Source organism: Parabacteroides sp. AT13, assembly GCF_002272965.1.
In the GTDB taxonomy this organism is placed as follows: domain Bacteria; phylum Bacteroidota; class Bacteroidia; order Bacteroidales; family Tannerellaceae; genus Parabacteroides; species Parabacteroides distasonis.
This window is the reverse complement of sequence record NZ_NQMH01000001.1, coordinates 2,355,681-2,371,881: the sequence shown is the minus strand read 5'-3', so window position 1 is coordinate 2,371,881 and position 16,201 is coordinate 2,355,681. Positions and strand designations below refer to the sequence as shown.

Annotated in this window: 8 protein-coding genes and 1 pseudogene; all 9 read right to left on the bottom strand. The window is 49.6% G+C overall.

Annotation, left to right across the window (positions count from 1 at the left end):
• Positions 1-21: 21 nt before the first annotated feature.
• On the bottom strand, positions 22-273 hold the full coding sequence (locus CI959_RS09820; protein ID WP_005809234.1) for an efflux RND transporter periplasmic adaptor subunit: 252 nt from the start codon (positions 271-273) through the stop codon (positions 22-24).
• Positions 273-1,316 carry an ABC transporter permease gene (locus CI959_RS09815; protein WP_005809236.1) on the bottom strand — a complete coding sequence of 348 codons (1,044 nt, stop codon included), beginning with the start codon at positions 1,314-1,316 and terminating at the stop codon, positions 273-275. Before CI959_RS09815 ends, CI959_RS09820 begins: the two co-directional genes overlap by 1 nt.
• Before the next feature lie 2 nt (positions 1,317-1,318).
• Positions 1,319-1,546, bottom strand: a pseudogene (locus CI959_RS09810) (hypothetical protein); the annotation flags it as partial.
• A gap of 121 nt (positions 1,547-1,667) precedes the next feature.
• Entirely contained in the window at positions 1,668-3,026 is a 1,359-nt protein-coding gene (locus CI959_RS09805; protein ID WP_005809240.1) for an efflux transporter outer membrane subunit, read from the bottom strand.
• Entirely contained in the window at positions 3,027-6,140 is a 3,114-nt protein-coding gene (locus CI959_RS09800; RefSeq protein ID WP_005809243.1) for an efflux RND transporter permease subunit, read from the bottom strand.
• Positions 6,137-7,258, bottom strand: a complete 1,122-nt coding sequence (locus tag CI959_RS09795) for an efflux RND transporter periplasmic adaptor subunit (protein ID WP_005809248.1) — start codon at positions 7,256-7,258, stop codon at positions 6,137-6,139. Before CI959_RS09795 ends, CI959_RS09800 begins: the two co-directional genes overlap by 4 nt.
• Complete coding sequence (gene tet(Q) / locus CI959_RS09790; RefSeq protein ID WP_095231440.1) at positions 7,255-9,201, bottom strand: tetracycline resistance ribosomal protection protein Tet(Q); 1,947 nt, start codon at positions 9,199-9,201, stop codon at positions 7,255-7,257. Before tet(Q) ends, CI959_RS09795 begins: the two co-directional genes overlap by 4 nt.
• Positions 9,202-9,863: 662 nt before the next feature.
• The gene (locus CI959_RS09785; RefSeq protein ID WP_095231439.1) at positions 9,864-15,680 is read right to left on the bottom strand and encodes an N-6 DNA methylase; all 5,817 of its coding nucleotides are present in this window, start codon (positions 15,678-15,680) and stop codon (positions 9,864-9,866) included.
• Entirely contained in the window at positions 15,670-16,122 is a 453-nt protein-coding gene (locus CI959_RS09780; protein WP_095231474.1) for a DUF1896 domain-containing protein, read from the bottom strand. Before CI959_RS09780 ends, CI959_RS09785 begins: the two co-directional genes overlap by 11 nt.
• Between the last annotated feature and the right edge of the window lie 79 nt (positions 16,123-16,201).

Genomic DNA, 16,201 nt, shown 5'->3' with positions numbered 1-16,201 from the left:
TATGATTGCTTGAATTTATATTTAATCTCCTATGCGCACTTTATCTCCTATCGAAACATTAATCTTGTCCAGGACTCCCGATATCTGCGATTTTATTTCGATCTCCTTCATCGGAAAAACATTGCCGGATATGTTTATTTCCTCTTTGATCTCGCGATATTGTGGTTGTGTAGTTTCGTAAATTGCCTTTGTACCTCTTAGCGAAGAACGAAAAGCAACAAATGCCAGTGTGGCGGAAAAGATGCAAATTAATATAATCTTAAATGTCTTCATTATCCTATATTTTCGTTTCTAATGGCGTCAATGGGTTGTATAACAGATGCTTTCATAGCCGGAAATGCTCCGGCAATGACACCGGACAAAATCAAGATAACCAAAGCGAGAACAGCTACATTTATATCTATTTCTGCATGCTTTATCATTGTCGCGTGACGGGCGCTTTCGAGCAACCAATTTATAATCTCAAGAATAGCTGCACCTGATATCAATCCGATGATACCGGAGATTACAGTTATGATGACAGATTCCGTCAGCATTAACACAAGAATGGATTTAGGAGTTGCTCCTACAGCCTTACGGATGCCTATTTCGCTACTCCTTTCTTTGATCACGACAAACATGATGTTGCTTACTCCAACAATACCACTTATCAGAAAACAAATTCCTACGATCCAGATAAACATTTTCAATCCATCAAAGAGTCCCTCAAAAGCAGATGTTTGTGTCTCAAAATTGATTATCTGTAAGGCTTGCTTATCAGAATAAGCAAATTGGTATTTATTAGCGATGAAGGCTCTCAGCTCATTCTCAAATCGCTTGGAATCAACTTCTTTGTTCAGATATAAACAGAAAGCGCGCAATGGAGTCTTATTGTCAATACAGTTTATGTAACTTGAGAAGGGCACATATACCGAATTGATTTCCGAAGCGCTGAAAATATCATCATTCTTTAGTACGCCTATCACCTTAAAATCAATACCGGCAATGTTGATCGACTTACCCAACGCTTTTTGATTATTAAATAAGGTCGTACTGACATTTTCGCCGATAATGGTAACATTACGGGTATTCTCGTCATCTCCTTTATTAAAATATCGTCCATCTTCGTTGATTTTAAGTATCTTAATTCCCATATAGTTTTCATTGATTCCTATAATCTTAAAAAGTCCGCTTTTAGCTTTATTCATCACTTGCGAATAAGGTCCTGTTATTTCAGGCGAAATAGCTTTTATCCCCGGGAACTGTTTCTTTATGCGGTTAAGAAAATGCAAATCGAAATGCAATTGTTCCCCTTCTCTGATATTCTTATACTTCACCCAGAATCCTCATCATTCCATACCATGACGGATTCACCATAAGTTACTAACGTGGTCACATAGCGGTGTGTGGTATTGATATTGTGCTGGGTTTGAAAAATAGCGATTGATTCATTCTCTATTTTCTGTACACGACTACGCTCGTGCAGAACAATAGCGACCATGCTGCCAATGATCGCCATTAAAAGAAAGTATCCTATAAATATTTTATGCTGCAAAAGTATTTTCATTGGCTTGATATTTTACAATCCAAATATTGCTTTCGTACAATATCTACATGCGGCAGAATCACGAAAAATATCCGAGATGAATAACACTAATAATAATTTCAAATTTTTCTATTTATTGCAGTTACATTCCTCCTCCCAACACATGATAAAGTTTGATTACACTTTGTATGCGTTCAAAACGAGTTTGTAGCTGTTGCACTTCCGCTTCGAGAAGAGACTGTTGGGCGGTCAACACTTCCAGATAGGTGGCATTGGAATGACGCATAAGCGATTCTGTCTTTCGCACAGCATCGCATAATGTTTCAACCTGTCGAGCATTGATTTCAATTTGCGATTTTGCCGTCTGCCATGCAGTCAGAGCATCGTTCACTTCTTTTCCAGCGTTCAGCAATGATTGCCGGAACAACAGTTTGGCTTCTTCCTGACGGCTTTTGGCTATCTTCAAGTTGGCGATGTTTGTGCCCCGGTTGAATAAGGGCTGTGTCAGGGAACCGATGGCATTGAGCAACCATTGTCCGGGATTTACGATTACGCCACCGCCGTTATTAGTCCATCCAAGAGTCCCCGAGAGGGTAATATTGGGATAGAAGGCGGCACGAGCCGCATTGGTGGCGTAGAACGCCTGCGCCAGTTCCATTTCAGCCTGACGCACGTCGGGACGGTTGGAAAGCAGTTGCAAAGGGACTCCAATCGAGACAGTATCGGGGAAAGCAGCCTCGGCCAGATTACTTCGTCCAATCGAGTGTGACGGCATGGCAAGTATCGCAGACAGGGCATTTTCTGTTTCGGAAATACTCTTGCGTATGGATAACAGGGATGCTTCGAGTCGCATCACGTTCGCCTTTGCCTGCAATACGCCGGCTTCGTTTGATTTCCCCACTTTTTTCAACGCTTCAAGAGTACGTACGGTAGTCCGCCAGTTCTCCAAAGTCCGGTTACTTATTGCCATTTGTGCGTCAAGCATGGCAAGGGTGTAGTAACTGTCTGCAATAGTGGCGACAAGCTGTGTCTGTACGGCCTGCCGGTAGGCACGGCTTCCTTGTAACGCGGCGGCTGCACCACGCTTTGCCGCCGTAAGTTTGCCGAAGATGTCCAGTTCCCAGCTTGCCGACGCTCCCACATTATATGTCTTTGCCGTTGCTCCGTCATGTTTATTGGCATTACCTTCGGCAGTCAGTCCCAGTGATGGAAGATATGATAGTCTGGCAGTCATCAGGACGGCTTCTGTCGCTTCCACGCGTAACCGTGCCACATTGAGGTCTGTGTTCCGTTCAAGTCCGGTTTCAATCAAGGACTGGAGTTTCGGGTCGGTAAACATTTCCCGCCACGACAGGGACGCGATGGTCGTTGTATCAATGTCCGCCGGTACGTCCCGATACAGATTCTCCGTTGAGAGGTCAGGACGATGATACCGGCTGTATGTGCCACAACCGGCAAACATCCATCCTGACAATATGATATATATTACTGTCTTCTTCATTTAATTATGCTTAACACGTTCTTGAATATATTGGAATACAATAAACAATGACGGCACAAGGAACAACAGAGCCAAAGTACCGACAATCATTCCACCGATTACACCTGTGGCAAGCGAACGGCTGCCGTTGGCACCCACTCCGTGCGCCATCATCAGCGGGACAAGACCGAACACCATGGACAGCACAGTCATCAATATAGGGCGCAGGCGGACTTTTGCCGCACTGTATGCTGCCTGTGCCAGCGTCATGCCTTCCGACCGCCGCTTGCCGGCGTATTCGGTAAGCAGGATGGCGGTCTTGGCAAGCAGGCCGATAATCATGATTAATCCGGTCTGCATGTAGATGTTGTTCTCCAGACCGAAGAGCCACGCAAACAGGAAACTGCCCATTAGTCCGCAAGGCACCGACAACAGAACCGCGAAGGGTATGAACACGCTCTCATACAAGGCGCACAGAATCAGATAGACCAGAACCATGCAGAGCAGGAATATAAGCGTGGCATTGTTGGTCGTCTTGCTTTCCTCACGCGAAATGCCGCCAAACTCGTATGTGTAATTTGACGGAAGCACTTCACGTGCCGTCTCGCCGATGGCTTCGAGCACCTGCCCTGAACTGTAACCCTGCGCCGGCGACCCGCTAATCGAGATGGCGTTGAACAGGTTGAAACGGGTGAGGTCTGACGGGCCGTTGGTCTTGGTCAGGCGCACGAACCGGCTCAAAGGCGACATGCCGCCATCGGAGGCGCGCACATACATGTGGTGCAGGGATTCCGCATTCACACGATATTCCGCCGGAGCCTGCATGGTCACATGGTAGAGCTTGGAGAACCGGTTAAAGTCGGAAACATATTGTCCGGTATAATAGCCCGACAATGTGGAAAGCACATCTGCGGGCGACACACCCGACTGCTCACATTTGGCGGCATCGATATCCACCCAGTATTGCGGATAGTCCGTGGCAAAGGAGGAATAGACTTCGCCGATTTCGGGTCGTTGCGACAAGGCTTCGACAAACTTGTCCGCCTCTTCCTTGAAAGCGGCGATGTTTCCGCCCGCCTTGTCCTGCAAATAAAGCTCGAAACCGTTTCCCATGCCGTACCCGGCAATCATCGGAGGCGACATGGCGAACACCGTGGCATCGGGAATATCTGAAGTGGCGGCATAAATCTTTCCGATGACATCATTCACCGACTGCCCCTCTCCCTTACGATCCTCCCAGTCTTTGAGTGTCACGAAATACATCGCCTGCGAGGGACCGGAACCGCTGAAAGAGAAACCGGCTACCGCACCGCTGTATTCAATCTCGCCGATGCTGTCGAGACGGCTGTTGATACGCTCCATCACCTTACTTGTCTGAGCCATGGATGTGCCGGGCTTCGTGTTCATGCTCACCATGACCGTCCCGGTGTCCTCTTCGGGAATAAGTCCCGTCTTTGTGACATTGACCAGCAGCACCAGCAACCCGAAAGAAATGCCTATGATGCTCCACAACAGCCATCGGCGATGGATAATGAACATCACTCCACGTACATAGCGTCGGCTCAGACTGTCGAAGACGGCATTGAACGCTTTACGGAAACGGGCTGCAAAATTGTTCTTAGTGTTGCCCTGCTCATCGATATAGGGTTTCAGCAGCAGCGCGCAAAGTGCCGGTGAGAGTGTGAAGGCATTGACTGCCGAGATTCCCACGGCAACAGCCATCGTGATACCGAACTGCGTGTAGAACGCTCCCGAAGTCCCGCCCATCATGGCTACGGGGAAAAACACTGCCATAAAGATTATGGTAGAGGTCAGGATAGCCGACGAAACGCCTTTCATGGCATCATCAGCCGCGAGAACTGCTGATTGATAGCCCTCATCGAACTTCGCCTGCACCGCTTCCACCACCACAATGGCATCATCGACCACGGTTCCGATGGCAAGCACAAGCGCGAACAGGGTGAGCAGGTTGATGGAGAATCCAATCATGGACATCACGGCAAATGTGCCGATGATGGAAACGAAGATGGATATGGTAGGGATAAGCGTTGACTTGATGTCCTGCAAGAACACATACACCACCACGATGACCAGAAGTATCGCTTCCAATAAGGTGCGGAGGACAGAGTGGATGGAGGCATACAGGAACTTGTTGGTATCGGTAAGCACCACGAATTCCGTCCCTTCGGGCAAGTCCCGGCTAAGGTCGTCAAGCACTTCGTGAATCTCCTTGATGGTGCTTGATGCATTGGACCCGGCTTTCTGGTTGATGAGCATCATAGCTGCCGGATGCCCGTTCACCTCGGAGGAATAGTTGTAGTATTCATCGCCCAGTTCCACATCGGCAACCTCTTTCAACCGAAGCACATTGCCGCCCGGCAGTGACTTGACGACCAGCTCACCGAACTCTTCCGCTCCGGACAAGCGTCCGCGGTATTTCATCGTGTATTCATTGGCGGTAGGATGATTGGCACCGAAGGAGCCGGTGGCGGCCTCGATGTTCTGTCGTGCAAGTACGGCAGAGATGTCATCGGGGATAAGCCCGTATTGCGCCATCTTGTCGGGACGCAGCCAAAGTCGCATGCTGTAGTTGGAACCGAACAACTGTGCCTTTCCCACGCCGCTGATACGTTTCAGCCTCGGCTCGACATTGATTTTCACGTAATTGCTCAGGAAGGTCTGGTCGAAGCGGTCATCGGGCGAATAGAGCGCGAAAGTCATCAGTTCGGCATTCTGCTGCTTTTCAGTGGTGACACCGGTCTTGGTGGCTTCCGCCGGAAGTTGGCTCAGTGCGCCGTTCACGCGGTTCTGCACGTTTACCGCCGCCATGTCCGCGTTGGTTCCCTGTTTGAAATAGATGTTGATGGAAGCATCTCCCGTATTCGATGCCGTGGAAGTCATATAGGTCATGTCTTCCACTCCGTTGATGGCTTCTTCCAGAGGGGTTATCACTGCCTTCTGCACGGTTTCAGCGTTTGCTCCCGGATAAGTTGCGAATACGTTGATGGTCGGAGGTGCGATGTCGGGGTATTGTTCCACCGGCAAGGAAAACATGGAAATCATGCCCAACAGTACAATCACCACCGAGATAACGCCCGAAAACACCGGGCGGTCTATAAAAAATCGCAGGTTCATTTCGTTTCGTTTTTAGGGGTTATGCTCATGCCTTCTCTCACCAGTCCCACGCCTTCGGCGACAATGGTGTCACCGACCGAAAGACCTTCTTTTACGATAAACCGGTTGCCGTCGTTCAGGCGGTCCACCGTGAGATAGGCGGCTTCCGCCTGTCCGTTTTTCAGACGGTAAGCGATAATCTTGTCCTGCAGTTCCACGGTGGCGGTCATGGGAATGGTTACGGCCTCCGTTTTCGGGTTTTGAAGGATGACATTGCCGATGCTGCCACTCAACAGTTCGCGGTCGGGATTGGGGAACAGGGCTTTGATTTGTACCGTTCCGGTAACAGGATCCACCACGCCGCTTACGGTTTCAATACGTCCTTTCGCCTTGTACAGGCTGCCGTCGTTGAGTTGCAGGCCCACTTCCGGCGTCCCGGCTATCATGCTGTCAATCGAGCCATAGCGAGCCGAATATCGCCGTAGCATATTCTCCGAAATGGAGAAATAGGCATACATCTCCGCATTGTCGGACACGACCGTGAAAGGCTGTGCCATATTGGGACCGACAAGCGCACCGATGCGATAGGGCAATGTGCCTACTACTCCGTTGCTCGGGCTTTTGATTTCCGTATAGGAGAGATTGTTGCGTGCATCCGATTCTTGTGCCTTTGCCTGTTCGAGTTCAGCACACGCCACTGCCAGTTGGTTCCGGGCGAGAGAAAGCTCGTAGTCGGATATGACCTTCTCGTCAAACAATGCCTGCTTGCCCCGCAGCTCGATTCTTGCCGTTTCCACTTTTGCCTGTGCCGCGCTGACATTGGCCTGCGCCGTGCGTAATGCCGCCCGATAGGGCACTTGGTCAATTACAGCCAATACTTGACCGGTCTTCACCCGTTCACCCTCTTTCACTTTCAGACGGATAATGCGCCCGGATATTTGCGGCAGGATGTCCACATCCTGCCGTCCGCGTATGGCGGCGGAATAGGACTCGGAGATTTCCACCGGACTTGCCGCGACCTTTATGACCCGATAACTCTGCACCGCATCCTGCTTGCCGTCCGCCTGCCTGCATCCGGTCGGCAGGAACAGCATGAGAGCAAATGCGGCGAAATTCGTGATAATGAATTGCTTGTTCATATTTTCTTCTTGTTTTGTATTAATTCATAAATTGATTTTTGGAACATGAATAAAAGTTTATCTTTTTCGTTCATGCGGATATTATCAGAATAACCGTCTTTTGTTATTTGATACCCACATGGCTTAACCATAAAAATGCCTAAGCCCTTAGTGTACGAACTTACTTCTGAGGCATAGTCTTTACTTGTATTTAATGGAACTTTCCCTTTAATATGACACCACTCATTATTACAACTGATGTCTTCAATCTCAGACATCAGTTTTTGCAAATCTGTAATAGCTTTGGAACTCGCTACTTGGGGTATCTGCAACTCAAAACAGAGCATCGGTTCGAGAATGTCCACACCTGACTGTTGCAAAGCCAGCCTGAAGACATAAGGGGTCAGCTGTCTGAAATCAGCAGGTGTACTTACCGGGCTATAATACTCGGCTTGAGTAAAAGTTACTTTCAGATCTGTCACTTCCCATCCATGTAAACCAGATTGGCAAGACATACGAATCCCTTCAAAAACGGCATTTTGAAAAGAATGGTTCAGATAACCATAGGAGATGTCACTTTCGATTTGCAACCCTGCCCCTAACGGTAAGGGTTCAAGAGTCAGCCCTATTGTGGCCCAGTAAGGGTTGGGTGGTACTTCGATCTGAATAATCTTATTGACCTTTTTTATAGGTCGTTCTTTGTAGATAGTCTTGATCTCATCAAAATGGACCTTTACGGAAAATCGTTCTTCCAGCAATGTCTGTATGATTTCCTTTTGGGTCAAACCATATAACGAGATTTCCAATTCATCACTATATGAGTTTATGGAAAAGGACAAAGACGGGTCTTCAATCCACAATGTATTCAGAGCGGATATCACCTTGCTTCTCTCTTCGGGCTTATTTGGCCGGACGGAGGATTTGAGAGCGGGATGCTGATGAGATAATCCTTGAATCAAACAAGGTTTAGCACCTAAATAATCTCCGATTCGAAAATCTTCTATATCTTCTACAATCGCGATATCATTGGCACCCACTTCATCAACATTTATCTCTCTGCCCTGATAAATAGTCTTTAGATTTTTAATCTTGATGAATTTTTCCGAATCGTTGATTCTTACAATGTCTCGAAGTCTCAGACTTCCGTCAATTATTTTTAGAAAACTTCTTTTATGTCCTTTGGGGTCATGCTCTATCTTATAGAGATAAGCTGAAAGTCTGTTTGAGACTGATTCTGGAGGAAGTATAAAAGAAGAGATGGCGTCCAACAACTCATTGATACCGATATTGAACATTGCTGATCCATGTAGTACCGGATAGACTTTGGCTTTTGCCACAAGATCGATTATCGTATTCCAATAATCAGCCGGTGAAATTTCGCTATCCGCCAAATATCGTTCTAATATATTGTCGTCATGGTTGCATACAAATTCTTTGTATTCTTCCTTTATATATGTTTGGGAGCAAATCGGATAAACCAATCCATCGACAACAGTTTGCATAAACAGGACATCTTGAGACATATTTGTTTTTATATCCAGATACAAACGCTCTAAATTCACACCGTCACGGTCAATTTTATTGATAAATATAATTGTCGGGATTTGCAGTTTTTGTAAAGTATTGAACAGCAACTTTGTTTGCGCTTGTATGCCTTCCTTTGCGGATAAGATGAGGACTGCTCCATCAAGCATTTTGAATGTCCGCTCCACTTCCGCAATAAAATCCATGTGTCCCGGAGTGTCAATGATATTGCATTTCACTCCATTCCAGATAATAGATGTCGTAGAAGCCCGAACAGTAATTCCTCTACGTTTCTCTATATCCATAGAGTCTGTTATGGTGTCACCATTATCCACACGGCCGCACTTTTCCGTTGCTCCACTGGCAAACAGCAGATTCTCGGTTACGGAAGTTTTTCCTGCATCAATGTGAGCAAGAATTCCTAAATTTATAATATTCATTTGGATTAAGCAATAATATACTACAATAGATGCATTGTCGAAACGCACCTTTTAATACCTCCTCGTAGCATGTGAGAACTACAGGATTACTAACTCGTATTAATATGTATATTATTACTGCCGCATAACGATTGCAAAATTACACAAAAAAAATATATCTAACAAAAGTGGGAGGATTTTTTAACTTTTTTTACCATAGACATTTTATTAGGGAAGCGTAGGTTCAACTGGTAAGTACAAATAAGTAGAAATGTTTGAACAACAACGTTTTAGGAAGTTGAAAAAAATCAAGTTTCTCTCTCGGTATAACGTTTATTTTGGCCAATATCTTCTTTAGTTTGGCATTTGAGTATTTCCCATTCGTGTTCTATTTAGCTCCTTATTATGAGTATGTAGCAAGTTGCTTATCAAATTCAGCCTCTTTGAGGGTCAAATATGGTTTTGCAAATGGTGACTGACAAGACATAAACAAGGTCAGCAGGATTTTTTACATAAATGGACATGAATGTATATAACCTAAAATAAGAATAAATTTTAATAAGGGCTGCCCAAAAAGAAAAAAAATGCAGTTGCCATCCTACAGATACTTGCAGAAAGGATAAAATTTACTTTTAGACCTTTTGGGATAGCCCTTATTAATACTTCAGATAAAATTCCTTAGGTTATATTTTCAATCCTTTGGACCGGGTTTCCTCCTTGGCATACAGTCCCGGACGCCCGATTATGACATGGTTGGCAACGATACTATCCGCCGGACTGCGTATCTGCGGCGGTGCATTTTCGGGATATTGCGCCTGCCTGTTCCTCACATCTTCCGCTTCCGGCTTGAGCTGTTGCCCTTCATTCTCCTTTTCTGCGACTTCGGGCGTGGGTGGCGCAAGCTCCAGCTGAATTTTTCGGTCAAGGGCGGCAAGTTCGGACTTCAACTGCTTCAGCTCGTCCTCCTTCTTCCACACCTTACCCGCTATCTCCTGTAACTGCGGTATCTCCATCTCCAGCACCTCGTTCTTCGCCTTGTACTGGTCGATGATGGAGGGTATCCTCTCCATCGCGTTGAGGAAGTTGCGGGCGGCGGCCAACGGGTCAGCCATCGCCAGATGCCCGTTGTTGTAGGTGTACTTGTAGTTCCCCTCGACCACGAAGCGGTTGTCGGTGAACTCCAATCCCTCTTTGAGTATCCTTTCGCTCACCACCTTTATCGGAAAACCGTAAAGTTCACCGACCTGCGTGTACAACCCTCCGGTCGTGGCATTCTTGGCTATCTCCTGCAAACGCTTTCCGATGACCTTCTCATCGGCGGAATCCACTCCGTCCACCTTTATTATATTAAGGCGGTTGCCCTCCTTGTCGGTCTGCACCACCGACAGGAAGCGGTTCCAGTCCTCCGTCATGGCATCTATGAAAGCCGTGTTGTTGCGCAACTCGCCGGTCTTTGACTCCAGCTTGAACTCCGAATCACGCTTGCCCTTGTTGAACGACTTGCGTTCCCCTTCGAGCGATGCGATCCGCTTTTCCAGTTTCGCCTTGTCCAACAGGTCGGTATTGCCGGAGAGCAACGCCATGTATTCCGAGAAATTCATGCCCGATTTTTCGTCCATTGCCCCCTCGTCGATGGTACGCGCACCCATCGCACCGCTTTTGAGCTGGCTTATGAAAGTCTGCTTGCAGTGCAGGAGGTTGAACTTGTAGCTGTCCAGTGACTTCTCCACCGCGTAGATGATTACATCCACGTTGTTCCCGGCGAAATGTTTGGCAATCTCATTACCTGCCCTAACTCCGCGTCCGTCACGCTGTTGCAAGTCGGACGGTCGCCACGGCGTATCGAGATGATGAATTGCCACACACCGTTTCTGTGCGTTCACACCCGTTCCGAGCATGGAGGTGGAGCCGAACAGCACACGCACCGTCCCGGCGTTCATGGCATCTATCACCGCCTTCCGAGCCTTGTCGGTCTTGCACTCCTGAATGAAGCGCACCTCGCTTGGCGGTATGCCGTAGTCCTCCGTCAGTTTGCGCTTGATTTCCGAATAGACGTTCCACCCATCGCCCGGCTGGTAAGTCCCCAAGTCAGAGAAAACGAACTGCGTGCCTTTCTGCGCGTCGTATTTTTGATAATACTCCGCGATTATTTTGGCACAGTGGCTCGCCTTGTTGTCGGGGTGGTCTTCGTAATGCGGGTCTATCATGCGCATGTCGAGTGCCATCTTCCGGGCATAGTCCGTGGCGATAAGCATCTTCGCCTTTTCCTCCGTTTCCGAAAGCGGCAGTCTGCCCAACAGGGTGGCGTCGCCCGTCTTGGCGAATTGCATCAGCTTCTGTATGAAGTCCTCCTGCTCCGGCGTGGGCGGTATGTGGTGCAGTATCTCGTTTTTGTTGGGACGGTCCACGCCCACATCCTCCGCCGTGCGGTAGTCCGTGATTTCATTATAGAAGGCGGCAAGCTCCGGCACTTTGATGAAGTAGCGGAAACGCTCCTTCTGCACCACGTTGTTCGTCACGTTGAACTCAAAATCCGTTGTCTTCTTGGCAAATATCGCCGACCACGCATCAAAACATCGAATGTCCTGCCGTTCCAGCTCCTTCGGGCGCAGGTACTTGAACAGCAGGTACAGCTCAGTCAGCGAGTTGCTGATAGTCGTGCCGGAGAGGAAGGTCGCCCCCAAGTCCTTGCCCGTGCGCTCCTGTATGGTGCGGATAGCAAAGAGCATGTTCAGTGCCTTCTGGCTTCCCTCGCTGTTCCCCAATCCCGCCACACGGTCGTGGCGCGTGTTGAAAGTCAGATTCTTGAACTGGTGCGATTCATCAATGAAAATGTGGTCGATGCCCATCTGCTTGAAGTCCACCACGTCGTCCGTGCGTGACTTTATGGCGTGTTCCACCTTCTCCAATTTCGCTTCAAGGTTATGCTTGCGCTTCTCCAGACCTTTCAGCATCGCCCGCGATACGTTCTTTCCCTGCTGGCGCAGCACTTCGAGGTTTTCCTCCACCGTGTCAAGCTCCGCTTGCAGGATGCGCTGCTGCAACTCCGGCGACTGCGGTATCTTGCCGAACTGGTCGTGCGACATAATGACACAATCGTAGTCGTTGTTCTTGATGTTGTTGAAGAAACGCACGCGGTTGGCGGTCGAAAAGTCTTTCTCCGAAGCGTACAGAATCCTCGCGTTGGGATATGCCGCTTGATAGGTGGCGGCAATCTCCGCAACATTGGCTTTCAGCCCGATAATCATCGGCTTGTGCGCCAAGTTCAGACGCTTCATTTCATGCGCGGCGATGCACATTATCAGCGTCTTGCCGGTTCCAACCTCGTGGTCACAAATTCCGCCGCCGTTCTGTTTCAGCATCCAGACGCAATCCATCTGCGAGGGATAGACGCTCCTGATGCCCCGGCTTGCCAGCCCTTTCAGATTGAGGTCGGGAAAAGTCTGATGCGAGCCGTCATACTTCGGGCGCACGAAACAGTTGAACTTGCGGTTATACATCGTCGTCAGCCGCTCCTTGAACTGTGGCGACTGCTCTTCGAGCCATTCGGAGAAGCCGTTTCGTATCTCGTCAATCTTGGCGTTGGCGAGTTGTATTCCCTCGCTGTCGCGCATCTTGATGTCGTTGCCATGCTCGTCCTTGCCGATGGACTTCATCATGTCAGGGCAGGTGTTGTGCAGGGCGTGTTTTAGGAGGTGCATACCGTCATAGTTCCGGTAATACCCCTTCACCAGAAACTCGTCCGTGATTTTCATGGTGCGGTAGCCGCACACCACCGAAAACTCGTCCATGCTTGCGGAATAGGCGATTTTCACCTCCGTGTCGAACAGCCGGCTCATGTAGGCGGCATAGACACCCGTCGGAATCCAGCGTTCCCCGAAATTGAAGTCCAGATCCTCGAAGGCGATGCGCTGCGGCTCGGCATCTTTCAGAGCCTCCAACGCCTGCTTCACCTCCGGCATACGCTCATTTTCGGGATTGTCACCCATCCATGCCTCTATGCGTTCCGCTTTCTCTATGACATTTCCGGCGATGAAACGGTCTTTGATTTCGTAACCGGTCACGAGCGGATTGTAGTAGATGCGCCCTTGCAGGGCAGTGAGCAAATCCTCCGCCGTGCTGTCGGTTATCTCCCGCATATAGTCGAGATTGACCGTACCATATTTGTTGAGCGACGCAGACAGGGCTTCTTCGGGAGAGCCTACGTTGGCATGGCTCTCCACCGCGAAGGAAACAGGATGCTCGAAGATGTCCGCCTTGACGAACTTTCCGTTTTCCATCCGTTCCAGCGAAAGGATGTCGCGCCCGCCCGCATCCATCATCACTAACTTCACGTTCTGCTTGGCGTTGAGGTTGCCGTAGCGCATGACAAACTCATCGTAACAGGTATTCAGATGCTCTCGCCACGGAACATTTGCCTCGCGCCGGAGCGATTCATAACGGTACAGACGCTCGTAGGCGTCACGCAGCGACACATACAACAACGCCTTTTCCTTCTGGTATCCTTTCAGGTCGAGCGGCTGGAATGTCGCCCCGTATGGCGTGATGTCTTTCAGGTAGCCGATGTTATGACGCCCCCGGTCAGCCACCAGCGACCCTTCGCGCAGGTGCATCTCCGGCGTGCGGTGGTAGGCACGCGGAGAAAGGTCCACGACTTCCTCCTTCGGCTTTTCCGCTTCGATGTCGGGGAAAAGGAAAGTCCCCACCGCTTCCGATGGGGTATCTGTAACGGCAGGTGCGGCGACTGCCTCCGGCTGTGTTTCCTCCTGTCGTGGCTGCTCACGGGAAGTTTCCGGCACGGCTTTCACTTCCGTCTTTTCCGCCACTTGTTTCTCGTTATGCTGCCTTGCCAGTTCCCGAAGTTCTTTCCTACGCTCCGGCGTCAAACCCATCATCATTTCATAGAAACCGTTGATGGGAGGATTGGTATCCCAGTCCAGTGTGGCATAGATGTCGTCCGGGTCGGCAGGCTTGGCGGTGTTCTCCGCTTTCACCTCCTTATTCTCCATTGCGGGTTTTGCAGTTGGAGCTGTCGGTGTAACCGTGACTTTCGGTTTGGGCGGAGTGGACTTTGCCGTAACTGCCTTTTTCACCGTCTTTTTCTTTTTGGAGGTTTTCGGTTGGCTGACCTCTTCCGTCATCCCCCAGAGGTCAAGCAGGGTGAGCTGCACGCCTGCGGAATATTGCGGGCGCGGTTCTATCTCCGGCTTTTCATCTGCGGGTTGCGGCTTTTCTGTCGGAGTTTCCACCGTCTGCGCCGAGGATACTGTTTCCAATTTTATGGCAGGACGCTCTACTTTATTTTGAACGGCAACTTTTTCTTCCGTTCCTGCCTGCCGGATTGAACCCGAATACAAGCGCATGGCAAGCCTGTAATGGAAATCCTCGTCGAGCATACGGCGCAAATCCCCGGCGATGCCTGCTGCCTTGCCCTCGTGCAGATAAACCATAGCGGGCTTCCCGTAGGGGTCTGTGTCAAGTTTCGCCATCGTATGCACGATGCGTTCCGGGTGGTGGATGAAATAGGCGTTGTCGGTCAGGGCGGTTTTCGTGTCCGTCTGTATCACGGTCATCAGCCGCTCGTCCTGCGACATTTCCTTCTTGCTGAGGTTCTTTTGCAGGACAATCAGGTCACTGCCCACCTCCGTGCCCGCGTTGTCCGTGAACAGGTTGTTGGGCAGGCGTATCGCGGATACCAGATTGGCCTGACTGAACAGCTCGTTACGCACGGAGGTCTTGGTGCTATTCAATACCCCTTGCGAGGTGATGAACGCCACGATACCGCCGTCACGCACGGCATCCAGTCCTTTGAGAAAGAAATAGTTGTGGATGGTTTTCTGGGCGGAGCGTCTGCCGAAAGAGTCGCTCCGCTGAAACTCCGCGTCGAACACGGCAATGTCACCGAACGGAATGTTGGACACCGCCAAGTCGAAATAATTGTTGAACGGTCTTTCGATTTTCTCAAAACCGCAGGTGCGCATTTTCTGGTCGGGATAGAGATGCCTCAAGATTGTACCCGTGAGCAGATCCTTCTCGAAAGCCATCACATCCGCATTGGGGCTGTGCCGCAGCATGGAATCCACGAACACGCCGACACCTGCCGACGGTTCGAGCATACGGGCGGGGCGGACGCTGTAATCTGCCAGCACGTCCGCGATGGTGTCGGTTATCTCTTTGGGGGTGTAGAAAGCGGTCAGCACGGACGCTTTCAGCGAATCCACAAACCGCTTGTACTCTGTTTCGTCCTTGCTGTTCTCACGGATAAGCCTGTGCAGCTCCACCGTCGGGGCGAACAGTTCGAGGTCGGATTTCGCCCACCGGACGGCATCCGTCAGTTCCTTTGCAGGGTTGAGGATACATTTCAGACCGCCGAAACCGCAGTACCTTTGAAGTATGGCACGCTCTTCGGTTGTCGCTGTCCTATTTTCCCTGTCAAGGATGAATGCCGTCCGTATCGCCTCGATGTTGTCCCGCAGTTTCTGTTTGCGGTTAAACGCCATATTCGTCTAAGTAAAGGACGGTTGCTCCCGTCAGCTCCGTGTAGAGCAGGTCGTAATCGGAAGACAGGGCGAAGTTGTCGTCCGAAAGGTCATAGACGGAGAACACGTTGCCGACAAGCGGCAGGAGTTTATGGATAAAGGCTTCTTGTTTCTCTTCCGGCACTTCGTTGGCAAACTCGTTCTCCACGACTTCGTGGAGCATGGCGTACCGGGAATAGTGCAACCCGCGCAGCAGTGTTTCCATCGCCAGTTCCTGCGCACCGTCGGTGGGATAGCCTTCAATCCGCGCCTTTTCATACGTTTCGGCGGCACGATCGGCGCGTTCCCGTATGAAAGCGGTGTCGGTAGCCTGTTCAAACTTGTTCGTGCGGAGGTAGTCCATCAGGTACAGACCGTAATAGGAAAAGTCGGACTGCCCTTCGTTGTTCTTCTTGTTGTTCATTACTTTGGAGTTTAGTGGATTGATATTTAACGGGATAATCGGTTGGAAAAAAGGAAGAAAAAGGCACTCGGTATCCCTC